The 22,101-nt window shown below is 45.3% G+C and carries 24 protein-coding genes and 1 pseudogene; 11 read left to right on the top strand and 14 right to left on the bottom strand.

Annotation, left to right across the window (positions count from 1 at the left end; translation table 11 throughout):
- The gene (locus tag HFV01_RS02515) at positions 1-1,683 is read left to right on the top strand and encodes an ABC transporter substrate-binding protein (RefSeq protein WP_006623540.1); all 1,683 of its coding nucleotides are present in this window, start codon (positions 1-3) and stop codon (positions 1,681-1,683) included.
- Between the two features lie 104 nt (positions 1,684-1,787).
- On the opposite strand, the gene fni is transcribed toward HFV01_RS02515, so the two are convergent.
- The 4 genes from fni to HFV01_RS02495 form a co-directional block, all read right to left on the bottom strand.
- Positions 1,788-2,819 (bottom strand): type 2 isopentenyl-diphosphate Delta-isomerase, encoded by a 1,032-nt coding sequence (gene fni / locus HFV01_RS02510; protein WP_006623539.1) that lies wholly within the window; start codon positions 2,817-2,819, stop codon positions 1,788-1,790.
- A gap of 36 nt (positions 2,820-2,855) precedes the next feature.
- Entirely contained in the window at positions 2,856-3,389 is a 534-nt protein-coding gene (gene pyrR / locus HFV01_RS02505) for a bifunctional pyr operon transcriptional regulator/uracil phosphoribosyltransferase PyrR (RefSeq protein WP_006623538.1), read from the bottom strand.
- Between the two features lie 95 nt (positions 3,390-3,484).
- Positions 3,485-4,486: an adenosylcobinamide-phosphate synthase CbiB gene (gene cbiB, locus HFV01_RS02500; protein WP_006623537.1), complete on the bottom strand. Its 1,002-nt coding sequence runs from the start codon at positions 4,484-4,486 to the stop codon at positions 3,485-3,487.
- Between the two features lie 39 nt (positions 4,487-4,525).
- Positions 4,526-4,969 carry an Rrf2 family transcriptional regulator gene (locus HFV01_RS02495; protein WP_006623536.1) on the bottom strand — a complete coding sequence of 148 codons (444 nt, stop codon included), beginning with the start codon at positions 4,967-4,969 and terminating at the stop codon, positions 4,526-4,528.
- A gap of 402 nt (positions 4,970-5,371) precedes the next feature.
- On the opposite strand from HFV01_RS02495, the gene HFV01_RS02490 reads away from it, so the two are divergent.
- Positions 5,372-5,764 carry an AbrB family transcriptional regulator gene (locus tag HFV01_RS02490; RefSeq protein ID WP_006623535.1) on the top strand — a complete coding sequence of 131 codons (393 nt, stop codon included), beginning with the start codon at positions 5,372-5,374 and terminating at the stop codon, positions 5,762-5,764.
- A gap of 216 nt (positions 5,765-5,980) precedes the next feature.
- Here the strand turns inward: HFV01_RS02490 and HFV01_RS02485 are convergent, their stop codons facing one another.
- Positions 5,981-6,892: an AAA family ATPase gene (locus HFV01_RS02485; protein ID WP_006623534.1), complete on the bottom strand. Its 912-nt coding sequence runs from the start codon at positions 6,890-6,892 to the stop codon at positions 5,981-5,983.
- 47 nt (positions 6,893-6,939) lie between these two features.
- Here HFV01_RS02485 and HFV01_RS02480 point away from each other — a divergent pair, with 47 nt between their 5' ends.
- The gene (locus HFV01_RS02480) at positions 6,940-7,077 is read left to right on the top strand and encodes a hypothetical protein (RefSeq protein WP_192808266.1); all 138 of its coding nucleotides are present in this window, start codon (positions 6,940-6,942) and stop codon (positions 7,075-7,077) included.
- Positions 7,078-7,265: 188 nt separating this feature from the next.
- Positions 7,266-7,397: a hypothetical protein gene (locus HFV01_RS30060; protein ID WP_273247593.1), complete on the top strand. Its 132-nt coding sequence runs from the start codon at positions 7,266-7,268 to the stop codon at positions 7,395-7,397.
- A 271-nt stretch (positions 7,398-7,668) separates the two neighbouring features.
- Here HFV01_RS30060 and HFV01_RS02475 read toward each other — a convergent pair whose 3' ends face one another.
- Positions 7,669-7,830 carry a hypothetical protein gene (locus HFV01_RS02475; protein ID WP_193520801.1) on the bottom strand — a complete coding sequence of 54 codons (162 nt, stop codon included), beginning with the start codon at positions 7,828-7,830 and terminating at the stop codon, positions 7,669-7,671.
- A 692-nt stretch (positions 7,831-8,522) separates the two neighbouring features.
- On the opposite strand from HFV01_RS02475, the gene HFV01_RS02470 reads away from it, so the two are divergent.
- The 4 genes and pseudogenes from HFV01_RS02470 to HFV01_RS02460 all read left to right on the top strand — a co-directional run bounded on the left by HFV01_RS02470 (position 8,523) and on the right by HFV01_RS02460 (position 11,522).
- The gene (locus HFV01_RS02470; protein ID WP_318286116.1) at positions 8,523-9,419 is read left to right on the top strand and encodes an RNA-guided endonuclease InsQ/TnpB family protein; all 897 of its coding nucleotides are present in this window, start codon (positions 8,523-8,525) and stop codon (positions 9,417-9,419) included.
- Entirely contained in the window at positions 9,376-9,732 is a 357-nt protein-coding gene (locus HFV01_RS30050; RefSeq protein ID WP_071533561.1) for an RNA-guided endonuclease InsQ/TnpB family protein, read from the top strand. The genes HFV01_RS02470 and HFV01_RS30050 overlap by 44 nt, the downstream gene beginning before the upstream one ends.
- A 112-nt stretch (positions 9,733-9,844) precedes the next feature.
- Positions 9,845-10,450 (top strand): annotated as a pseudogene (locus HFV01_RS02465) (IS607 family transposase).
- A complete protein-coding gene (locus tag HFV01_RS02460) occupies positions 10,407-11,522 on the top strand; it encodes an RNA-guided endonuclease InsQ/TnpB family protein (protein WP_369076548.1) in 1,116 nt (371 codons plus the stop codon). The pseudogene HFV01_RS02465 and the gene HFV01_RS02460 overlap by 44 nt, the downstream one beginning before the upstream one ends.
- Before the next feature lie 416 nt (positions 11,523-11,938).
- On the opposite strand, the gene HFV01_RS02455 is transcribed toward HFV01_RS02460, so the two are convergent.
- The 5 genes from HFV01_RS02455 to HFV01_RS02435 form a co-directional block, all read right to left on the bottom strand.
- Complete coding sequence (locus tag HFV01_RS02455) at positions 11,939-12,958, bottom strand: bifunctional riboflavin kinase/FAD synthetase (RefSeq protein ID WP_006623527.1); 1,020 nt, start codon at positions 12,956-12,958, stop codon at positions 11,939-11,941.
- A 77-nt stretch (positions 12,959-13,035) separates the two neighbouring features.
- Entirely contained in the window at positions 13,036-13,878 is an 843-nt protein-coding gene (locus HFV01_RS02450; RefSeq protein ID WP_006623526.1) for an ABC transporter permease, read from the bottom strand.
- A gap of 88 nt (positions 13,879-13,966) precedes the next feature.
- Positions 13,967-14,884: an ABC transporter permease gene (locus tag HFV01_RS02445; protein WP_006623525.1), complete on the bottom strand. Its 918-nt coding sequence runs from the start codon at positions 14,882-14,884 to the stop codon at positions 13,967-13,969.
- A gap of 56 nt (positions 14,885-14,940) precedes the next feature.
- Positions 14,941-16,032 carry a polyamine ABC transporter substrate-binding protein gene (locus HFV01_RS02440; RefSeq protein WP_006623524.1) on the bottom strand — a complete coding sequence of 364 codons (1,092 nt, stop codon included), beginning with the start codon at positions 16,030-16,032 and terminating at the stop codon, positions 14,941-14,943.
- An 88-nt stretch (positions 16,033-16,120) separates the two neighbouring features.
- Positions 16,121-17,290: an ABC transporter ATP-binding protein gene (locus HFV01_RS02435; RefSeq protein ID WP_006623523.1), complete on the bottom strand. Its 1,170-nt coding sequence runs from the start codon at positions 17,288-17,290 to the stop codon at positions 16,121-16,123.
- 238 nt (positions 17,291-17,528) lie between these two features.
- Here HFV01_RS02435 and HFV01_RS02430 point away from each other — a divergent pair, with 238 nt between their 5' ends.
- Positions 17,529-17,669: a hypothetical protein gene (locus HFV01_RS02430; RefSeq protein WP_006623521.1), complete on the top strand. Its 141-nt coding sequence runs from the start codon at positions 17,529-17,531 to the stop codon at positions 17,667-17,669.
- A gap of 15 nt (positions 17,670-17,684) precedes the next feature.
- On the opposite strand, the gene HFV01_RS02425 is transcribed toward HFV01_RS02430, so the two are convergent.
- Positions 17,685-18,530 (bottom strand): DNA adenine methylase, encoded by an 846-nt coding sequence (locus HFV01_RS02425; protein WP_193520799.1) that lies wholly within the window; start codon positions 18,528-18,530, stop codon positions 17,685-17,687.
- Positions 18,531-18,799: 269 nt separating this feature from the next.
- Between HFV01_RS02425 and speD the strand changes: the two genes are divergently transcribed.
- A complete protein-coding gene (gene speD / locus HFV01_RS02420; protein ID WP_006623519.1) occupies positions 18,800-19,237 on the top strand; it encodes an adenosylmethionine decarboxylase in 438 nt (145 codons plus the stop codon).
- A gap of 74 nt (positions 19,238-19,311) precedes the next feature.
- Here speD and HFV01_RS02415 read toward each other — a convergent pair whose 3' ends face one another.
- Positions 19,312-21,297, bottom strand: a complete 1,986-nt coding sequence (locus HFV01_RS02415; protein ID WP_318286114.1) for an exonuclease — start codon at positions 21,295-21,297, stop codon at positions 19,312-19,314.
- Positions 21,298-21,381: 84 nt separating this feature from the next.
- Entirely contained in the window at positions 21,382-21,753 is a 372-nt protein-coding gene (locus HFV01_RS30045) for a 3'-5' exonuclease (RefSeq protein ID WP_318286112.1), read from the bottom strand.
- A 65-nt stretch (positions 21,754-21,818) separates the two neighbouring features.
- On the opposite strand from HFV01_RS30045, the gene HFV01_RS30040 reads away from it, so the two are divergent.
- The gene (locus tag HFV01_RS30040) at positions 21,819-21,944 is read left to right on the top strand and encodes a hypothetical protein (RefSeq protein ID WP_006623517.1); all 126 of its coding nucleotides are present in this window, start codon (positions 21,819-21,821) and stop codon (positions 21,942-21,944) included.
- Positions 21,945-22,101 lie beyond the last annotated feature (157 nt).

Below are 22,101 nucleotides of genomic sequence, written 5' to 3'. Positions count from 1 at the left end.
ATGCACAAAAAACACCAGATGCTGTTATCTAACTTGGTTAGGGGTAGTCGGCGACGGTTCCGAGTCCTATGGCAATTTTTAGGACTGTTTGGCTTGGTTAGCTTCCTCATTATCAGTTGCGGTCAACCCAATAATCAAACCACTACTACCCCAGGGTCTAGTAACGGCGACGAACGGATTATTATTGGTACTACCCAAACTCTCCGCACTATCGATCCAGCCGATGCCTATGAGGTTATTTCTGGCAATCTTCTGTATAATTTAGGCGATCGCCTCTACGCCTATGAAGTGGGAACTACCCAACTCCAGCCTCAACTGGCTACCGATTTTCCTACCATTAGCGACGATAGGCTAACCTATACTATGCCCCTACGTCAGGGAGTTCTTTTCCATGATGACACGCCCTTTAATGCTGAGGCGATGGCTTTTTCCCTGCGGCGGTTTATTGAAAACGGCGGACCCCCTTCCTCTTTACTCTCCGATATTGTTGATGAGATTACTGCCACCGGGGAATATGAATTAACTATTAAACTCAAGCGTCCCTTTGCGGCTTTCCCCTCCCTATTAGCATTTTCGGGAGCTTGTGCGGTTTCCCCTAGTGCTTATGAAATTGGACCTGGGAAATTTCGGCCTAATTCTTTTGTCGGAACCGGACCTTATGTTTTAACAGAATATGGTGTAGATCTGATTCGCCTCAATCCTTTTGAACAATATTGGGGGGATAAAACAGCTAATCAAGGTGTCGATTTACAACGTTTTTCTAGTCCTGCTAATTTGTTTAATTCTTTCCGAACTAATGCTGTCGATATCGCTTATATATCCCTGGAACCTGACCAAATTGCGAGTTTATTAGAAGGCGCTGAACAGGGAAGATGGCAAGCAATTACTGCTGATGGAAATACTATTAATTATATAGTATTAAATGTGAACAGCGAACCCCTAGACCGGGTGGAAGTGCGACAGGCAATCGCCTCTTTAGTCGATAGAAACTTAATTAATGAAAGGGTGCTGCGAGGACAAGCTGAACCTCTTTATAGTCTGATTCCTACTACTTTTGAAAGTTACCTTCCCGTGTTTAAGGAAGCCTACGGAGATGCTAATTTTGAGCAGGCTAAACAACTGTTAACAGAGGCGGGATTTACTCCCGAAAACCCCGCTGTAGTTGAACTTTGGTATGGTGCGAACTCCCAGAAACGTCAAGAGTTGGCGGCTACTCTCAAGGCTTTATCTGATAATAATTTGGGGGGTATTTTACAGTTACAACCCCAAAGTGTAGACACAACTACGGCTTTTCAAAATTTGGAGAAGGGAATTTATCCCACTTTTATTCTCGATTGGTATGCGGATTTCTTGGACCCTGATAACTATATACACCCCTTTCTGGATTGTGCTAATGGTTCCCCCGAAACGGGATGCGTCGAAGGTGCTAGTCAATATCATGGGTCCTTTTATTATAGCGATCGCATGAATCAGTTAATTCGACAACAGCGCACTGAAGCTAATCCTGAGACTCGACAAGCTATCTTTCACGAAATTCAACAACTCCTGGCTGAGGATGTGCCTTTTATTCCCCTATGGCAAGACAAAATCCATGTTTTCGCCCAAAACAACATTCAAGGGGTCAACCTCCAGGCTAATCAACAGTTCCCTTTCTGGCCTTTGGCTAAATTCACTTCTCAATAACTGATAGCTGGGACGGGCGCTATGCTCTACTGTCCCATTTTGGGGGTCGGTTAACCAACCAATCCCTATCAGCCAACCCCTCCCCCTACCTAGTAGGCGGCGAGTCAATATATGGCTCTCAAAACTTGTGGTCGCTGAAGATCCTTAATGGTTCTACTTCCCGTGCAAAATAGCACCGTGGATATTTCGGCTACCAGAATGTCTACCAAACTATCAACAGCAGCCTCTGACTCAGCCGCCGCCTGTAAAAAAGGCCACGCTAAACCCGCTAAATCAGCACCTAAAGCGATCGCTGATGCCACATCTAAACCGTTGCGGAGTCCCCCAGAAGCAATCAGAGGAATATCAGGAGAGTTTGCCCTCACCTCAGTGATACACTCAGCCGTCGGTAAACCCCAATCTGCGAAAGTTTCCCCTAAGCGCCACTGACGAGGATCTGTCGCCCTCTGTCCTTCTATTCTTGCCCAAGACGTACCACCCGCACCAGCCACGTCAATGGCAGCTACTCCCGCATCTATCAGCTTTTTAGCCATAGTAGCTGATATGCCGTTACCGACTTCTTTGGCAATCACCGGAACTGGCAGGCTACAGCATAAATCGGCAATTTTGTCAAGTAGTCCTCGGAAATTAGTATCGCCTTCGGTTTGAATGCACTCCTGGAGAGGATTGAGATGCAAAATTAGGGCATCGGCTTCCAGAATATCAATTACCTGCTGACATTGCTCTAAGCCATGGCTATAGTTTAGTTGAACTGCGCCCAAATTAGCGAATAGCAGAATATCAGGAGCGAGCGATCGCACGGCGAAAGTGGGGGCTAATTCTGGCTTTTCCACTGCCACCCTTTGGGAACCCACCCCCATGGCAATTTTATGTTTGAAAGCAGCCCTGGCTAGGCGGGTATTAATTAGTTTAGCCTGTTCTGTGCCACCAGTCATCGAGGAAATTAACAACGGTGCACCCAGGGACTTACCCAGAAACTCTGTGGAGACCTCTACCTCCCCAAGATTAATTTCCGGTAGACAGCAGTGGGTAAACCGATAGCGATCGAAACCATTGGTTTTTTGGCGGAATTGTACATCAGACTCTAAACAAATTCGCAGATGATCAGCCTTGCGGCTTTCCGTGGAAAATTCCATTTTTCACAGTTCCTAATTAATATGGATACCTTGGACTTATTCTGACTTTAATTCTATGCGATCGTATCCATCTACCTCTTCCAGATATACTCGCACCTGTTCATCCCTAGCCGTCGGGAGTTCCTTGCCAATAAAATCCGCTTGAATGGGTAGTTGTCGATGACCGCGATCGACTAAAACCGCCAGTTGGATAGTCTCCGGTCTTCCATATTCAATTACCGCATTCAAAGCCGCCCTAATAGTACGACCACTATAAATTACATCATCCACCAAAACCACTTTTTTACCGGTCAGGTCAAAAGGGATTTTAGTTTGTGCGGGAGTTCGCATCCCCACTTTATCTAAATCATCCCGATAAAAAGTAATATCCAAAGCGCCACGAGGAACCGTCAACTGTTCCAGCAAGTTGATTTGGTTCCCTAACCTTTCCGAAAGGGCAACCCCCCGCGTATATATTCCCAATAATACCAGGTTAGATAAATCTCCCCCCCTTTCCACAATTTGCGATGCTAAACGGTTTAAAGTTCGCCGCATTTCTTCAGCAGATAGAATCTCGACAATTTTACTCATGATTCAAGTTGATTGCTTCACAAAATGACTGGTTTAGATATCTGCCCCATCTCTATATATGCTGACCAGATTATGGGCTCAATAATGCCTTATTTTTATTGCCAAAATATTGCCCTAATTATAAATAGTATAAAAGTCAAACCTAACCATAAAAAAACCGCGTGACGGGTGATGGTCAGCGCCCGTTCAATAGTTTCTGAGGTAATGGGGGAAATCGGATCTCCTAAAGTAGGTTTATGTTTAACTTTTCCTCCATATTGATTCACTCCCCCCAATTGTACTCCCAAAGCTACAGCATAGGCGCATTCACTCCAACCGGCATTAGGACTAGGATCATGAATAGCATCTCGGCGACATATTTGCCAAACCCGTCTAGGTTGACCGGACAACAGAGCAACCGTAATTACACTGAGGCGGCAAGGAAGCCAAGTCAGAACATCCTCCAATTTAGCACTAAACCATCCTATATGAGTATAAGGTGCTTCACGATAACCAATCATTGAATCAAGAGTGCTGGCAGCTTTATAAGCCCAAGCCAGAGGAACACTTCCCACTGCTGGTATCAGTAAACCAATAATCCCATAGAATAGGGGAGCCATCATACCATCGATCGCATTTTCGGTAATAGTTTCCACAATAGCCCGTTCAATTTCAGGTTTCGATAACTGTTCGGTATCTCGACCTACATACTGACTTAATCGCTGGCGACTTGTTGGCAAATCCCCCCGTTGCAGAGCCTCTTGTACATCCTCAGCCGCTGCTCGCAAACTCCTAGCAGCAAAGCAACTAGCTAAAAGAATACTTTGTAGCCCCACACAGATAATACCATGAAACGGCAATTGCACGGTCATAGTTTTAACTGCTGCCACCATCAGCCAACTGACCAATCCGCTACCAATGACCAAAATCAACCCCACCCAAATTCCCGCCAGCTTTTGAGATAAAGGACTCTTCAAATATCTCAGAACTGGTTGAGTGAATTTGGTAATCACCCAACCCATAACTTGAACTGGATGCAGCCAATTCCACGGATCACCGATAGCATAATCCAAGCCAGCCGCTATTGCCAAAATTACTATTGTTGGGAAATCACTCATTTATTGACTGCCATGTAATCCTTCACTGCCTCCATACAATTAAACCACAAAACTAGCTGACTCTCCCTGAGCCGCCTGCCAACTGAGGGCATCATAATAAAGGTCTTCCAGAGAGATGCTATACAGAGCCTCCTTTAATTTTTCATGGAGACGATTCCAGAGAGTAAATGTTACCCAATCCTCTATTTTTTCAGCATCAGGTTGATGGTTAGATAAAGGTTCTATGGTCTCACCAACTGCTTCCAGAATTTGTCCCAGAGAAATTTGAGCAGGTGGATATGCCAACTGATATCCCCCATGAGCGCCTCTTACAGAAATTACTAGCCCCCTTTGTCGCATCTCAATTAGTAACTTTTCCAGATAGGGAGCGGGAATATTTTGCCGAGAGGCGATCGCTCGCACCGAAATCGGACCCTGGTTTTGCAGCACCGCTAAATCTAACAAGGCTTTAACACTATAATGTCCGCGAGTAGTTAACTTCATTAATCCCTTTCAAATTAACAGTGATTTTTGTGTTTATTGGCTTGATAGTCTCGTCAGTTGCTACCAACCTTAACCTAGACTACTCATCCGTATCTATCTAGTGGAATTTACGGATACATCATTGATTAACATTATTTAATCCGTCCTGCCTAGATTCTAACTGAGTTTGACCTCAACCAGCGCGAGTAATAGCTCTGGGAAACCACAAACAGGTAAGCCTTTACACAATCAGCTATCCGATGATTACATCTGTTAAAAATGTTAATCATTGAGATAAATAATTCTGCAATCTTAGTGTAAGATGGTATGCAGGTACCAGGTCATCGTGAACAGTTATGGTTGTCGGAGCGATAACCATAACTGGGGTGATGACACCATCTCGAATATGCAAGGGAAGATCTCATGGCTAAGAAGAACAATTCGGAAACTCAACCACAACAGCTCACTGGTCAAGAACTCTTAGAAAAAGTCCGACATCTCGGCTACATGAAGAAAGAAGAGAAAGCTAAAAAATGCGGATACTATACGTTAACCAAAGACGGTATAGAGCGAGTTAATATGATGAAATTCCTTAACGCCTTAATAGAGGCAGAAGGAATCGAACTAGATGGGAAACCAAAAGGAAATGGACGCGGCGGACGCTCTGCCAGTTATAGAATTACGGTTCAATCTAATAACAACCTGTTGATTGGGTCAGCCTATACGAAGCAAATGGATCTGCAACCCGGAGATGAATTTGAGATTATTCTGGGACGTAAGCACATTTATCTGAAACAGGTAGGCTCGGAAGATTAGCAGAGTTGATGCAATTGTGAAAGTAGTATATTGTCTAGTCTTGATACTTCTATAATGCTGAGAAACTAGGTTTTCTCAGTGATTCAAATGCGATCGCATACCTATCGTTAGCATCTGAGCAGCACCAAAAAACCCCTCAAAGCCATAAAAGACAGAGGGGTATCTTGTGCTGCGTCTGAAGATTTTAGGTCGCAGTTAATAAATAGCAGTAGCAGCCTAGGATGGAATCGGTACAGATTGCAGTAGGACTTCAATAACGGTCTTAGAACGGCGACCACCACCAGTAATCAAGCGATGTGAAAGGACATGGGGAGCCAATAATTTAATATCATCAGGAACGGCATAATCTCGTCCCGATAAAAAAGCCAAAGCCTGGGTAGTACGATGAAGAGCGATCGCCCCCCTAGGACTCACGCCCAACATAATATCCTCATGCTCCCGTGTAGCGCGAACCAAATTAAGAATATACTGCTGTAAAGACCCATCCACCTGGACTCTCTGACATTCCTTTTGCAGAGTCAGAATATCCTGTAAACTGAGACAGGGTTTAAGTTCATCAACCTGTACCCCCTCACTCAAGCGTCGCAACATTTGCAACTCTTCCTGTTCACTGGGATATCCCAAAGTTAAAGACAACATAAACCGATCCATTTGCGCTTCTGGGAGAGGGAAAGTTCCCTGATACTCAATCGGGTTCTGAGTCGCAATCACAAAAAAAGGCTTCTGAACCATGCGCGATACCCGATCAATCGTCACCTGTCTTTCTTCCATGACCTCCAACAAAGCCGACTGAGTGCGGGGTGTAGCTCGGTTAATTTCATCAGTAAGTAAAATATTAGCAAATACTGGCCCCGGCAAAAATTCAAACTCACCACTGCTAGGATTCCAAATATTAGTACCAGTAATATCGGTTGGTAATAAATCCGGTGTACATTGAATCCTCTGGAAAACTCCATCAATAGAACGAGCCAAGGATTTAGCCAGTAAAGTTTTACCTACTCCGGGTACATCTTCCAACAGCACATGACCCCCCGCCAGCAGCGCCACCAAGGTTAGGCGAATTGACTCTTCTTTACCAACTATAGTCCGACCTAAATTTTGCTTTAATCGTTCAATACGTTCTCTCATTCAATTCTCCGGTGATTCAACCCTCTGAGTGAGAGGATACAGCATTTTTGACCGTTGCACAGCTATCCGCAGACTATCTGTATAGATATTTTCTAACACCATCTGCTCATAGCCCCTTTCCGCCACGATTTCTGATGGCTGCTCGCGCCGGGGAAGCGATCGCTTTTACATCCCCATTAACCTGAGTTGTGTTCGAGTTCGGAGAGCTATTTTTCCTCATCTGTCAACTACAATTAGGGGAGATTTATCAGGTGTAATTATTCTCAACTTCTGCCACAACTGGACTCCGCCGCCCCCCTGCCCATCTAAATATTGATTGTCTTGGGTGATCACTAATCATTGGCCATAGAGCGCGAAAGCAGAGGATGCCAATGTGTTACTGAAGGGCGATCGCCTCAAACCCCGCCAATTCTTGCCCACCAAGAATTCCCAGACCTCAACAGACAGCAGTTTCGACCAACCAGAGATTATCCGCTATAATATTTATTATGTGCGAGACGTTTAGGAGTCAAATAAGGCTGCAATGCCTGAAATAACCTCCTAGAGGGCAATTAGACCTTCAACCAGTCTAACCCCTTAACTGTATATATGTCCCGACGCTTAGAGTGCTTAGAGTATAGACTAAGCATAGACTAAGCAAGGCAGGGAACTCAAGGTCAATCCCATATAAGAAATCACAGAATACACTATTTATCCTCCAAGTATACTATAAGGAGGAGTATTTAACCCACTTGGGGTGATTTGGGAAAGAGTAAAGGCGATAGCCACCCCCAGTTTCAGAAATCACAAATCTGGGATTGAAGCGGGGAACGGAAGGCGTAAGGGAAACCTATTCCCAATCCGACCACTGCCAACCATCCATGATTAGGGAAACCAAATGTCTGGCTTGAACCACCGTAAGTATTAAGTAGCGAAATAGGTTGACACGCTGCGCTCAAAAGAGTAAGGGGAAAAGTAGGGTACTGTTATCAACACCTACACAGACTTTTAAAATGTACCCCGGTGGATAGGACAAATCTAAAGATGGAATGCCCATATATACGGAACGTTGAAACCCCTGTTGGGCTCTCTACGAGTACATCTCGTAGAGTAGTGAAAAGTGTAAGCGCAAGCTCATAAGGGGAAGGGATGTGACTGAAAGCCAATGCCTAACTGTAATGGTTGGGATATGCCCACTAGTCACGGTGTGGATATAGAGACTGCGATAAGTAAGAGTTTAATGGCGAAAGCGAGTTTAAAGACTAACGCAAGCATATAGCTCCCAAAGTTGAAGTCATAAAGCAGGGGGTCGTAACCTTGTTCCTTTGACAAAGAGGGTATCCACATCAGGAGCCGTGTGCTGGGAAACTCGCAAGCACGGTTTTGAATTGGAGTTGGGAAAGGTGACTTTCCCTTCGACCATAACACTATCGTAATAGTTTTTGCCGATAATGTTCATAGGTACTTCTCAAGCCGCAAAATTGATGGGTGTAAGCACCACCCGAGTTAGGCATCTTTTGTATAGTGGTAGAATTCCCGGAGCTTACGTGAATAGACGATAGCTTGAAAGCCCTGTGGCTTTAGCCCAGGGATGAAAAGCAACGGCGGCTTTAGCCGCATTCTTACGCCAGATATGCTAGTATGAGGGAAAATGATTGTACTTGAGTTCAAAGCACGGGTAAAGCCTGCCCAGGCTACCGCTATAGAGGACGCTATACGGACGGCTCAATTTGTCCGTAATAAGGCGTTGCGCTATTGGATGGATAGCCAAGATGTCGGCAAATACGACCTTAGCAAACTCTGCAAAGCGTTAGCTGAGGAGTTTCCCTTTGCCAAGAAACTCAACTCCATGGCTCGTCAGGCTTCAGCAGAACGGGCCTGGAGTTCAATCAGTCGGTTCTACGACAACTGCAAAAAGGGCATTAAGCCCGTAGGATTCCCCAGGTTCAAAAAGCATTCCCGCTCGGTGGAGTACAAAACCTCTGGATGGAAACTGCTCGGGCCGAAGCGCATCACATTCACCGATGGCTTCGGGATTGGGGAATTGCGGTTGCTCGGAACCTACGATCTGGCACGCTATGACGAATCCCTGATTAAACGGGTTCGCTTAGTCCGTCGCGCTGATGGCTACTACGTTCAGTTCTGCATCCAGGTTGATGTTCAGGTGCAGAGTGAACCGAGTCAAAAAGCTGTTGGCATTGACCTAGGGTTGCGGTATTTTATCGCTGCCAGTGATGGCAGTGTGGTGGAAGCACCGCAGTTCTATCGCAAGTCTGAAAGGCGGTTGAACAAGGCCAATCGAGAGAAGTCCAGAAAGTACCGCAAGGGGGCAAAACCACAGTCCGGGAACTATCACAGGGCTAGGAACCGATACGCCCGGAAGCATTTAAGGGTAAGTAGGCAGCGTAATGAGTGGGCGAAGAGCATCGCCTACTGCGTCATCCAATCTAACGATTTGGTTGCCTACGTAGACGCGAAGCGGCGCGCCGAAGGCAGACTTGAATGTGAAAGGGTTAGTACGCAATCGGCATCTAGCCAAGTCGATTAGTGATGCAGGATGGTCAATATTTCGCTGTTGGTTGGAGTATTTTGGCAGGAAGTACGGGAAGGTAACGATTGCCGTTCCTCCCCAATATACGAGCCAGGATTGCTCAAGCTGCGGCCAACGAGTCAAGAAGGCACTCTCAGTCAGAACCCACCACTGTCCGCATTGCGGCTATGAGGCTGACCGAGATGTGAATGCGGCCATCAATATCCTGCGCCTGGGACTAACTACCGTGGGGCACACGGGAAGTTATACGCTTGGGGAGAGCGGGCCTCTGGCTGGGTTGGAAAAATCCTGCTCAGTTAAGTCCGGTTGATGAACCAAGAATCCCCGTCGCGTGACTCGCGGGGAGCATGATTTAATCTCAAATTAGGTTAATATTTTAGGGCAATATGGTATAAGAAGCGAGAAGAGTTGAGGATAAACCTATTGCCAGATATGTCAAACCCAAGGAAGCCGCCCAAATCCTTGGAGTCCATGAAAGAATACTCCGCAGATGGGACAAAAATGGCTCAATCGAGACCATCAGAACCCCCGCTGGGCAACGACGATACAACGTTGAGTGATATACTGCCAAATCAGGCAGTGACAAACGCAAAGTCGTTATCTATGCCAGAGTTAGTAGCCGCGCCCAGCAGTCCGACCTCAACCGACAGGTGGCCGCACTGTCCAACCTCTACCCCGAAGCAGAAGTCGTCTCAGAAATCGGAGGCGGGCTCGACTTCAAGGGAAAGAAAATGCTGGCCTTACTGGGACAAGTCTTGTCAGGAGATGTCCGCATGGTTGTCGTTGCCCACCCAGACCGATTGGCAATATGGGGATTTGACTTGTTTCGATGGCTCTGTGAGCAAAACAGGTGCTCACTCATGGTTCTCAACCAGACAAGTCTCAGTCCAGAACGAGAAATGGTTGAGGACATCCTCGCCCTCCTCCACTGCTTTAGCTCCAGATTATACGGACGGAGTAAATACAAAACTCAGGTCAAAGAAGATCCGGATTTACCCCAGCCCCGAGCTAAATCAAGTCTGGCGTAAATGGTTGGCCGCTTGTCGGTATTGCTACAACCAAGCAATTGCATTATCCCGGAGTGGTAAACGACTAAGCAAACTGAAATTACGCAACGAAGTGATGCAGAGCGACTTGCCTGCATGGGTCAAAGAAACACCCTGCCATATTCGGCAGAATGCTATCTTTGATGCCTATCTCGCCTTTTCAGCCAGTCCTGGCGCAAGGTTTAGGAGCTGTCGGGATAGTTCTCAAGCCATCAAGTTTAACGATGCTAATTTCTCTTCAGGGAGTTGGTATCCAAGACTAACGAAAGGATTAACTTTCATGGTTTCCGAACCCATCCCTAAAACTTGCGGGCAAGGGACTCAGTTGGTGTTTACCAAAGGTCGATGGTTGGCGATTTTCCCTGAACCAGTTGCCGTTACCCCAACTGACGCTACTGGCGTGATTGCATTAGACCCGGGCGTCCGAACTTTTATGACCGGGTTTGATGGTTCACGATTTCTGGAATTGGGCTCCGGGGATATTGGAGGCATTACTAGGCTATGTCAACATTTGGATGATTTGATGAGCCGAATCGCCAAGGAACCCTGTCGTTCAAGAAGGCGACGGATGAGGCAAGCGGCTCAACGAATGAGAACCAAAATCCGCAATCTAGTTGATGAAGCCCACAAACAAATTGCTCACTACTTGACTCACAACTACAGCCTAATTTTTTTGCCCACCTTCGAGACTTCCGATATGGCCAGTCAGGTGAAGCGTCTAATCAGGTCTAAGACTGCCCGCGCCATGCTGACATGGGCGCATTATCGATTCAAACTAACCCTGAGACATCAAGCCGAGATAACTGGAAGCACAGTTGTAGATGTGACGGAAGAATACACCAGCAAAACCTGTACTCACTGTGGTCATGTGCATTCCCAGCTAGGTGGCTCAAAAGTGTTCCGATGTCCGGAGTGTGGGTTCACTCTACCCAGGGACTGGAACGGTGCTTTTGGAATCTTTCTAAAAGCTTTGCGGGATACCGCCTCTGTTACCTTAACGGGTAATAGTGCTATCGTCGCATTGTCAGGCAATAGCCGGATAAATGTCGCGTAAATGTATCAGTGTCAACGAATTGGTAGGATGTGGGTCATTCCCTTAACTGGCGAAATGCCTGAAATCACTCCTGGGGGGCGTGGTCCGAAGCCTACTTGGCAATGTAGCCGTCCTAAGAATAAACCCACGTATATTCATATCAACAAGAAAGTCATTGGTAACAACAACCGCATACTCAGGGAAACCCAAGGAGAGATAAGCGACATCCAACAATTGCTACAACCACCAATTATCTTGAACAAAGGCAATAAAACCTTGTATGCTTCGGAAATAATAATTGATGGGCCTTGCCGCCTACTATATCAACCGTTCAAAAAGCTATGTTCTGGGGCGCAGGTGTGGATTGAAACCTTATTCCCGACGAGAACTATAGCCTTATAGAGCAGTTCAAAATCAACATTAGTCAGGCAACTAGATTAATCCAGTAGGGGCAGATTTTTCCTAGCCTGGAGATAGGTTCGCGCGTGGGTACAATCCCTTTGAATTTGCGCCTTTAGCTGTTCAAGGGATGCAAATTTTTGTTCTGGTCGCAAAAACCCCTCTAAACTGACAGTCAAACTCTGACCATATAAATCCCCATCCCAATCTAATAAATGAACCTCAACGGTAGGATTGTCTCCAGCTACAGTAGGACGACAACCAATATTCATCACTCCTAACTGAGGCGCGATAGTTTTGCCGTACCGGGCAGCAAGTCCGGTAACCAGGACTGCATAAACACCGTATCGAGGTAAAAACTTCTCTGGTGGCAGTTGTAAATTAGCTGTAGGAAATCCCAGAGTCCGCCCTAATTGTTGACCCTGTACCACTTCACCGAGGAGGGTATAAGCACGTCCTAATAGTTGATTAGCACGGTTAAGATGACCTTCTGTAAGGGATTCTCGGATGATGGAACTACTGATGCGATCGCCATAAGGACAGGGAAAGCGAGAAACTATTTCGACATCAATACCATACTGAGAGGCGATCGCCTTTAAGTCGTCGGTACTACCCATGCGATGGCGACCGAAGCGAAAATCAAAACCGACACTCACCCGAGTAGCTTGTAAATACTCCACCAAAATCTGCTCAACGAACTGAGTTGGGGTGAGACTAGCCAAATCTTTGTCAAAAGGCAAAAGCACCAACTGCTGAACCCCAAACCTGCGTAGAATCTCAATTTTTTCCGGTAAGGGAGTTAACAGTTTTTTGGTTTGACCTGTAAAAAATTCCTGGGGGTGAGGATTAAAAGTGACCACTGTTCCATAGCCAGAAATCCCGAATGGCGGAGTTGTCTCGGAATATCCGCCCCCTACCTTCTGGGAATCTACGGCTACTTGATTGGGGTTGAGAATGGGTCGGACTACCTGTTGATGTCCTCGATGAAATCCATCGAAGTTACCCAAGGCAACAGCAGTCGGAGTTAGAACCGTATCTTTTGATGATGTTATCCACACAGGTTAAATTTAAGCCACGTTCATGGCGAACAGCAAGACAAACAGTTTACCCCGTATACGGGAACCAAGACAATTTTTCAGTTCTTCTGACTTTGATTTCTGAGAAACTCTCCGGCAAATGCTAACAGCCCGGAACCCATAATCAAAATGACGCTGAGGGCGTTAATATCGGGTTTAACTCCGGTTCTAATGCGGCTAAAAATTTCCATAGGTAGGGTAGTTGCGCCACTTCCGGCGGTGAAACTGGCAATCAAAAAATCATCCATACTCAGCACAAAGGCTAATAAACAGCCAGAAATGATACCGGGCATCAGTTGGGGTAGCAAGACTTTGATAAAGGCTCGCTCGGGTGTCGCCCCTAAGTCTAATGCAGCTTCTTCTAAGTGGGGGTCTAGGTCAGCCAGGCGAGTGGATACGACCAGGGCGACATAGGCGAGACAGAAGACTACATGAGCGCCTATGATAGTTGATAAACTCAGGGGAATGGCTAAGGCTGCTAAAAATACTAGGGTGGAAACAGCGATCGCAATGTCGGGGATAATTAAGGGCAGGTAAGATACCCCCAGATAAATACCTTTTCCCGGAAACCGAAACCTAGATAGTCCGACAGCCATCAGGGTTCCAATGACTGCTGATATGGCTACGGCACTCAAGCCAACGGTGAGGCTATTTTTCAGGGCGCTAAGGATGCGGGTATCCTGAAAAAGTTTGACATACCACTGTAGGGTAAATCCCTGCCACCCAGCACTATAGCGGGATTGATTAAAGCTATAAAAGGTGAGAACCAAGATAGGCAGATACATATACAGGAACATCAGACCAACAAATATGATCTGCCAAGATACCCGAAATCTCATTTTAGGCTTTTGCATTTCTTGAGGAATGTCTGACTGATGATTGTGATTGTTAATATCCTGCATGGAATTTTAAGTTTGGTAGGGGCGGGTGCTGGAGTGAGCCTGGACGCTAGGGTGCAACTTTATACACGCGCCGGAGTTGGTCGCCTGTTTATTTTGAGGGTCTGCCATCACCGTAGCGGATTAAAAGAGCGATCGCTATACTCACCCCAAAAATTAGCACCATACTTAGGGCTGAACCAAAACCCCAGTTTTGAGTGGCTCCTAAAAACTGATTGTAAATCAGCCGAGATACGGTCATACTAGAAGCGCCGCCTAACAGTTCTGGATCGACAAAATCTCCCAGGGAACTAATAAATACTAATAGTGACCCGGCGATAATTCCGGTCCTAGCTTGGGGAACTGTAATTTTCCAGAAGGTTTCGGGAGGCTTGGCTCCTAAATCAGCGGAAGCCTCCAACAGACGGCGATCTAGTTTTTCCAGGGAGGCATACAGCACGGTTACCATATAGGGTAAATAGCTATAGGTCATGCCAATTAAAACGGCTGGACTGCTATTAAGTAGTGCTAAAGTAGGTAATCCCAATAACCCCAGAAATGAGTTTAGCACTCCTGTGGGTCGTAAAATGGTAATCCAGGCATAGGAGCGCAGCAAGGAAGATGTCCATAGAGGCAGAACAAACCCTAATAGTAGAAGGTTACGCGACTTGGGTGGAGCCATAACGGCTATCCAGTAAGCTACCGGAAACCCTAACAACAAACAAAAAACTGTGGTTCCGATCGCAAAATTAACCGATCTAGCAATTACTCGCAAATTTATGGGTTCAAATACCCGCAGGTAGTTACCCAGACCATCAGGAATTACCACATCCCCAGGGCGAATATTCTCCACTAAGCTGAGTTGAAAAATCACCAGGGTGGGAAACACCAGCAATAGTAGTAACCACAGCCCCGCCGGTCCCAGCATAATTACGGGTCCAGCTAACTTTGACCAGATCTGAGAGATGCCAGTTTTAGCCGGTGTGGTGGGAGGTTCATAAGGGGTCTTAGGGGGGGTAGATACAGCCATAATAGAGTTTGAGCATTTTTTTAAGGTTTAATTCGTAGTAGCACCCGATGTTCCAATTAACCACTGGTGAGTCTAGTCCAATAGCGATCAAAAAGGGCGGTTATCTCTGGTGGTAGGGGCGAAACTGTTTCGCTGTTGGCAATCACGCTTTCTGGGGGAAATAGGGCTGGGTCTTCCCGGAGTTCTTGGGGAAGTTGACGATAGGCGACTAGGGAGGGGGTAGCAAAGCTGAGGCGTTCGACAATTTGGGTGGCGATGTCTGGTCGCAGCATAAAATTAATCCACTGATAAGCACCTTCTGGGTTAGGTGCGCTTTTGGGAATTACCAGGGTATCAATCCACAGGGAAGAACCACTAACGGGGGTGATGTATTCTAAATCTTCGTTTTCGGGCATCACTTCCGCCGCATCGGAAGAATAGCACATGGCTAGGAGTAAGTCTCCTACAATCATCTGAGGTCGCCAAGCATCGGTGGTAAAAGATGCGATCGCTCCTCGCAGCTTGACCAATTCCTGATAGGCTTGATTAATCTCCCTAGGATTGGTGCTGTTGTAGGAGTAGCCTAAACGCCGCAAACTAGCTCCCATCACTTCCCGTACATCATTAAGTAGGGTTAGCCGACGGCTGAGTTGGTCTTGATATGTCCATAGATCTTCCCAGTCTTCGGGAGAGTTTGGTAATAGTCTGCTGTTGTAAATTAAACCTGTAGTTCCCCAACTCAGAGGGACGCTATAAGTGGAGTTGGGGTCATAATCGGGATTTTGGAATTTGGGAAATAGATCTTCTAACCCCACGATTAAGGTATGGTCTAATTCAGCTAATAGCCCTAGTGCTACCATCTTCTGTACCATGTATTCCGAGGGGTAGATGATACTATATGCTCCCGCTCCTCCCGCCTGTATACGGGCTAACATAGCCTCATTAGAATCGAATACATCTGCCACTACTCTCAGCCCCGTTTCCTGGGTAAAGCGTTCTAGCAGATCGCGATCGGTGTATCCGGCCCAAGTATATATATACAGGGTATCTGATGAGAAGCGGGTGCTGGGGGTGGTTTTGATTTCGCCTAAAGTCCACCCACAGCCTGACGCGGAAGAGGCGATCGCCGCCGCCATAGTCGATTGCAGAAACCCGCGCCGGGTCTGCATCCCTTTATGAAAACCAAACGGGCGTAATTTCCTTGGGGGCACTGTTTTTTACCGTTGCCATCAAAACCATAATATTACAACAACTATTTTAGCGGTGTTGAGGTTCCGGTAGGGCTAAACAATCTGTGGGTTTCCAACAGACATAAATATTGCGATCATAATCTAGGTTTTCTCCTAAACTCTGAGACTGTCGCACCATTAGGGTTACCCCTGTGTTCAGTTTGACAATGTACTGTAAGTGAGTACCTAAGTACATCTGATCGACTAATTTTCCGGCAAAACTATTTCCGGGAGTCTCTGGCGGTTCAGAATGTAGGGTAATGTTTTCGGGTCTGATACTAACTACAACCTTCGCCCCCCCTCGTAATTGATGAGGCGATACTGCTGGGTAGTCATTGCGCGATCGCTTGTTCATGGCTACGATAATCTGTAACCCTGTGTCCGTTAATACTTGTATAGCCTCCTTATTGGCTTGTTCAACTTGTCCCTTAAATAGGTTAGTGTCTCCAATAAAGTCAGCCACAAAGGGGGTCTGGGGATGTTGGTAAATTTCGTTGGGGCTGCCAATTTGTTCAATGCGACCCTCGTGCATTACCGCTATGCGATCGGACAAACTCATCGCTTCTTCTTGGTCGTGAGTTACCATCACAAAGGTTAACCCCAAATTGCGATGCAAATTTGATAACTCCATCTGCATTTGTTTACGCAATTTCAGATCTAACGCTCCCAGGGGTTCGTCTAATAGTAGCACCGCTGGACGATTTACTAAAGCCCGCGCTAAAGCTACCCGCTGTTGTTGTCCCCCTGACATTTGGTTCGGATAACGGTTAGCAAACGATTCCATCTTTACCAATTGTAGGGCTTCCAGGACTTTCGCTTCAATTTCCGATTTCCCTAGGCGTTTTAATTTCAACCCAAAGGCGATGTTATCCCAGACATTCATGTGATTGAATAGGGCATAACTCTGGAAAACTGTATTTACCGGGCGCTGATAGGCTGGGGTTTGGTTCATTGACTGACCCCTGATGAGAATCTCCCCGGCGGATGGGGTTTCAAATCCAGCAATTAGCCGCAGTGTCGTGGTCTTACCACAGCCTGACGGTCCGAGAATGCTGAAAAATTCTCCCCGCTTTATGTCTAGGTCTACCGCCCTCACTGCGGTTTCCCCGTTGAATACTTTGAATACTTTACGGAGTTCTACATCGAATTTTGAATCGCTGTGAACTGCACCTGGGTTCTGGGCTGCGGTTTGTAGCATAATTTACTTTTCGCGCTATCAAGGGGATATCCCCTTCCTACTTTACCAGAAATTTATAGCCTGGGCATTGCTGTTCCCTCAACCCGCTCCACCCGAAAGTCGCCGGGAGTGCGATTTTTCCAAGGCGATCGCTTGGCTTATCATACATATAAGTAATCTTTTGTCAATATTGTTTGACAAAACTTTAGATTTTGTTTAGATTTACTGATAAGCAACTCACACAAACAAGTCCAGTAGTATGTATACCATCAACAAAGATAAGCAAGAACCCAAGATTTACTTTATTCAACCTGCTGCTACACTCAAACCTCAGCGAGATTATCTCCTACATAGCGCTGTGGCTATCTTTCTGATTGTTTCTGTGTTAGTTTGTTATTAAACTAGCCGTCCTATCCTAATAGGAAGTTATCAAAAGTTCCGTAATTTTTCCCCGATTTTGGGGATTTGAATTAATCGCCCTACCCGCTTGGATAGGGTGGATATTAAAGTCCTTATATAAGTCTCTGATTAACTCAGTATCAGAATTAGATAGCATCACCTTCACTCCTCTGTTGTGTAAGGTCTTAAAGATTTCGGCTAATTTTTCCTGTTCATCAACCCCAAATTTATGATGGCTGTAGCTGGTAAAGTTACTGGTGGGACTCAGGGGGTGATAGGGAGGGTCGAAATAGACAAAATCATCAGCAGAATTAGCCTCATTGACAATGGCTGCAAATGATTGGACTTTAAGAGTTGCAGATTGGAGAGTTTTCGAGGCGGTGATCAATAATTCTTTCGGGCAAATTTTCGGGTTTTTATATTTCCCCATAGGTACGTTAAATTGACCCTGGCGATTTTCTCTATATAAGCCATTAAAACAAGTCTTGTTGAGATAAATAAGGCGCGCGGCTTGGTCAAGCCGATTCTCAAATTTTTGCGATCGCATCTGGTAATAATAACCTTGATTATGGTTCTGCTGATGCTGTTCTAACTTGCTAATCAGCGACTGAGTATCATCACGCACACATTGATAAGCATTAATTAGCTCGCTATTAATATCACTTAAAATTGCTCGGTTAGGTTGCAGATAAAAAAAGATAGCACCACCGCCCAAAAAAGGCTCATAATAGGCTTGATAATTGTCGGGAAAGTAAGTAGTATACTGAGGAATTAAGCGAGTCTTACCCCCGGCCCACTTCAGAAACGGTTTGGGGGTAGTTTGGGGTTGACTGGTGACTGTTGGGTGGTCGGTTGGGGACAAAATTGGCTGAAGTCCAGAAGTACATCAATAGCACTGAACGGAAAAATTAAATTATATGTTCAGTGCGATCAATTATTATAACAGAGTGCTACAATAGCAGAGGCTGGAGTACGAAAATCTAGCGTCGCCGGAAGATGGCCCTATTTGTCCCATGAGGAGAGTTCTAAAACTCGGTTATTTTCCCCGGACTTAAACTGAAGTAGCGACTGCTGATTTGAGCCCAGCATAACCATTTACAACCCACGAAAAGGGGGGTGAAATCACCAAAAATGAAACAACTCGGAACCCATATTGTTGTCGATGCGTGGCAGTGTCCCGCTGATATCCTAAACGACCCAGATCTGATCCGTCAAGCCATTCTTGATGCGATCGCAGCAGGAAGTGCTACCCTTATAGATATCTGTGTTCACCAGTTTAGTCCTCATGGTGTAACCGCCACGGCTACCCTAGCCGAGTCCCACATTGCCATTCACACTTGGCCTGAATATGGCTATTTTGCGGCTGATTTATTTTTCTGTGGTTGTGGCGAACCCGAGAAAGCAGCGGAAATGCTAAAAACTCGTCTGGAAGCTAAACAAACAAGAGTTCAAGAATTTTGGCGAGGTATGGGTTATCCGGTTCCAGTCCCTGATACCATCTCTGATCATACTTGGAATAAAGTACCCGAAATTGCATCTTCTTCCAAGTTGATGTCTACAGTGTCGTAAGTTACCGATAGGTTGGGTGAGACGAAAGCATCATCCAACCTATTTCTGAACTCAACTATTCAGCTATTTGGTTGCTAACCATCTAGGGTGAGTTGAGTGAGGTTTTGGAATAGCCAATAGTCCTGGTAGTCTAACAGGAGAATATCTAAGGCTTCTGGTAAATCTATCTCTAAATCGCGATTTTGGATATCAACGATCGCCTGATAAATTAACTCAAAAGTGATGCGTTGGTCTCGGTCAAACAGAAGATAATGGCTATTGTTCCCCTGACAGAACTTTTCTAACTCTATCTTACTAGACTTTCCTGATATCAAATCTTCCCGCGCATCTCGACACAGGTTAAAATGAATATCAGGACGATGGCTGACCAATTCGTTTAAGTTTCTCATCCGGTGATAAAATCGAGTCCCGCTTTGGTGCAAAAAAGCGATCGCAAATTGATGGGTTGCTGTCTTAATCACCAAATGTTCAGGAAGTACCCGTTTCCCCAGTCGCAAAATATCCACACTCAGGGGAGACAAAACCAGCTTTAATGATTCAATAATCATCTTTAATTTCCCGAAATCATCACTTTCCGAAATAATCGCTGGTTGACCATAATTCTGTTCTAGGATACCCCTTTGCTGTCGTAGATAATCTTCTAATTGACTACGCCGAGAAGAGTTAATTGGCGACCTAGCCGCCATACCATTAGGAAAAACTCTGACAATATTTTCCCCGTCGGCTAAATTAAAAGTATCAACTAATTTACTGACAATGAATTTGAGTTCCGCCACCTCTTCTCTCAACTGATGAATTTGTTTTTCCATCATCCCTATAACCCCAGAATTACCCGATTTATCAGGTCGCTGAGGTAAACAAATACCATCAATTTTATAGCGGTAGTAGTCCGCCGCCGCATTCACAACTGAACGAATAGAAGGCGCAGTTAAAATGTCGGCAATTTCCTGGGGTTCAAATAATTCATCAATAGTCACATCAGCCACCTGTGCTTTTAAATCAAGTAATTGCTTGAGTTGTTCATTAGATGGCTTATTTAGGATAATTTGAGATTGAGAAATACGGTCAATAATTGAACCATCAAAAACCTGCTGAAATTGTAACCAGCGATCGGGAAACAGATTTAAGATAATTAAACTATTGGGAACATGGGTAAAGATTTCCTTAACCGCCTCTCCAAAACTTTGTAACAGTCGTTCATTGTGTTTTTGACCCAAACCTTCTAACTGGTCAAAAATAATAATTAAGGGTTCATCCAAGAGAGACAGCTTACTAAAAACCGCCAACGCCGCCAGGGAAATTTCCTCCCGACTGGTGTCTTCTCCCCAGCTTTCCAAACCGACCTTTTCTAACTCCTCGGGTGCTACATCATTCATAGCTAACCACTGAGTAATAGTTTGACGGCGTTTAAAATCGGTATAGCCACAAAACCGAATTATCCCTTTGAGAATTTTGGGCGCATATCCAGCAGAAGAAAACTGATTAATCCACCAATCATAAGCACGTTTTTCTATGTGTTGCCAATATTCTCGTTTCAGGCGAGTATCCTCTTTTCCGAGGTCGGTAAATAGCTTGAGATTATCGGCTTTTATTAACTCAATTAATCGTTCATCTTTTTGGGTGGTAGGGGTAGCATAATCCTGAGTATTTTTGATGATTTGCGCGAAACTATTAGCCAGCAAATATTCAAGCTGAGTATGTGAACTGTCAGGAACTGTTTGAATTAAAGACTCCAGAATGCGGCTATAGGTATGAAATAGAACCGTGTCAGGATTATTAGGTTGCCGAATAAATAAGAGCCTATTCTTAGTTAATAAATCTTGGGCTAATCTCATCATTAGGTGAGTTTTGCCAGAACCTGGTTCCCCAATAACTACGGCTCCTTTGCTCTGATGATTGACATCATTTTTAATATCAGAAAGAATATGTTTTAGTCGCTCAAATTCATTGTCAAAAATCGCCCTAAAATCAATGTGGCTTTGGAAAGGAGTATCAACCCTGCTGGTTCCAAAGGGGTTGGGTTGATGTTGCAGTCGAGTTTTTAATAGTTCGTTAATCATGCGTCGATAAAGTTGATAAGTAAATAAGGCATCATGTTTGGCACGATGGAGGAAATCGCGGTTATTGGTCTGGTCATCCCGGCTTCAATTTAGCTGTTTGCTAATAGTTTGTAGGCTATTACTTCCTAATTGTGGAAGATAGCGTTGAGCCAATTCAAAACTGCATTGAAAACTGAGGCGAGGTGGTCGGACACCGACAGCGCGAAATGTATTCCTAAGCACTTCCATATCATGACGTGCATAGTGACAGATAATGGTTTGAGATCCGGCTATAGCTAAGAATTCATTAACTATGGTTTTCAGGGGTTTACTTTGGTCGATAAGTTGGGGATTTTGGCAATGTCTTTCGTCAAAGGCTTCATAAATTAAGTTTCCCTGATGATCAACGATCGCCATAGCTTTCAGAATCGGTTGTCCTTCTGTATCAATGACAATAAAGTTAGTCTGGGGTTTCATGGTTGGGGAGACCAATAAGTATGTATACTGATGGGTGAGTTAATAAGCTGATTTTCCCACAAATCTTGCTCACCAGTAAATTATGGCGCTATGGGTCAGCCACCGATAATCAGATTAACTCTCGCCACTTGCGAAAGCATTTTGTGGAAATTCCCCATCAAGATTTGGCAGGAAAAACCTGTGTAGCGTGAACCCAGACAGCCTAATTGACTGGTAACTGTGCTAAGATTTGCTCAGTTGCTGCGAGCTGATCGCACTAAAAAAGTGTAAACTTGGGGAGTGGCGTTAGGACTTTGACCACATAGCGCGATCGCATCTCTGGCTTTCCCGTTAACGATTCTGTCCGTC

Origin of the sequence: Limnospira fusiformis SAG 85.79 (assembly GCF_012516315.1) — a bacterium.
Taxonomy (GTDB): Bacteria; Cyanobacteriota; Cyanobacteriia; order Cyanobacteriales; family Microcoleaceae; genus Limnospira; species Limnospira fusiformis.
The sequence above is the reverse complement of the archived record's forward strand: the minus strand, read 5'-3'. Positions and strand labels throughout refer to the sequence as shown.

Bases quoted from the DNA above. Each gene is read 5' to 3' on its own strand.
- HFV01_RS02485 (WP_006623534.1), bottom strand. From the start codon at position 6,892: ATGAGAGAACGTATTGAACGATTAAAGCAAAATTTAGGTCGGACTATA.
- HFV01_RS02435 (WP_006623523.1), bottom strand. From the start codon at position 17,290: ATGCTACAAACCGCAGCCCAGAACCCAGGTGCAGTTCACAGCGATTCA.
- pyrR (WP_006623538.1), bottom strand. From the start codon at position 3,389: ATGAGTAAAATTGTCGAGATTCTATCTGCTGAAGAAATGCGGCGAACT.
- HFV01_RS02495 (WP_006623536.1), bottom strand. From the start codon at position 4,969: ATGAAGTTAACTACTCGCGGACATTATAGTGTTAAAGCCTTGTTAGAT.
- HFV01_RS02440 (WP_006623524.1), bottom strand. From the start codon at position 16,032: ATGCAGACCCGGCGCGGGTTTCTGCAATCGACTATGGCGGCGGCGATC.
- HFV01_RS02450 (WP_006623526.1), bottom strand. From the start codon at position 13,878: ATGCAGGATATTAACAATCACAATCATCAGTCAGACATTCCTCAAGAA.
- HFV01_RS02430 (WP_006623521.1), top strand. From the start codon at position 17,529: ATGTATACCATCAACAAAGATAAGCAAGAACCCAAGATTTACTTTATT.
- HFV01_RS02490 (WP_006623535.1), top strand. From the start codon at position 5,372: ATGGCTAAGAAGAACAATTCGGAAACTCAACCACAACAGCTCACTGGT.
- HFV01_RS02415 (WP_318286114.1), bottom strand. From the start codon at position 21,297: ATGATTAACGAACTATTAAAAACTCGACTGCAACATCAACCCAACCCC.
- HFV01_RS02515 (WP_006623540.1), top strand. From the start codon at position 1: ATGCACAAAAAACACCAGATGCTGTTATCTAACTTGGTTAGGGGTAGT.
- HFV01_RS02470 (WP_318286116.1), top strand. From the start codon at position 8,523: ATGATTGTACTTGAGTTCAAAGCACGGGTAAAGCCTGCCCAGGCTACC.
- fni (WP_006623539.1), bottom strand. From the start codon at position 2,819: ATGGAATTTTCCACGGAAAGCCGCAAGGCTGATCATCTGCGAATTTGT.
- HFV01_RS02445 (WP_006623525.1), bottom strand. From the start codon at position 14,884: ATGGCTGTATCTACCCCCCCTAAGACCCCTTATGAACCTCCCACCACA.
- cbiB (WP_006623537.1), bottom strand. From the start codon at position 4,486: ATGAGTGATTTCCCAACAATAGTAATTTTGGCAATAGCGGCTGGCTTG.
- HFV01_RS30045 (WP_318286112.1), bottom strand. From the start codon at position 21,753: ATGAAACCCCAGACTAACTTTATTGTCATTGATACAGAAGGACAACCG.
- speD (WP_006623519.1), top strand. From the start codon at position 18,800: ATGAAACAACTCGGAACCCATATTGTTGTCGATGCGTGGCAGTGTCCC.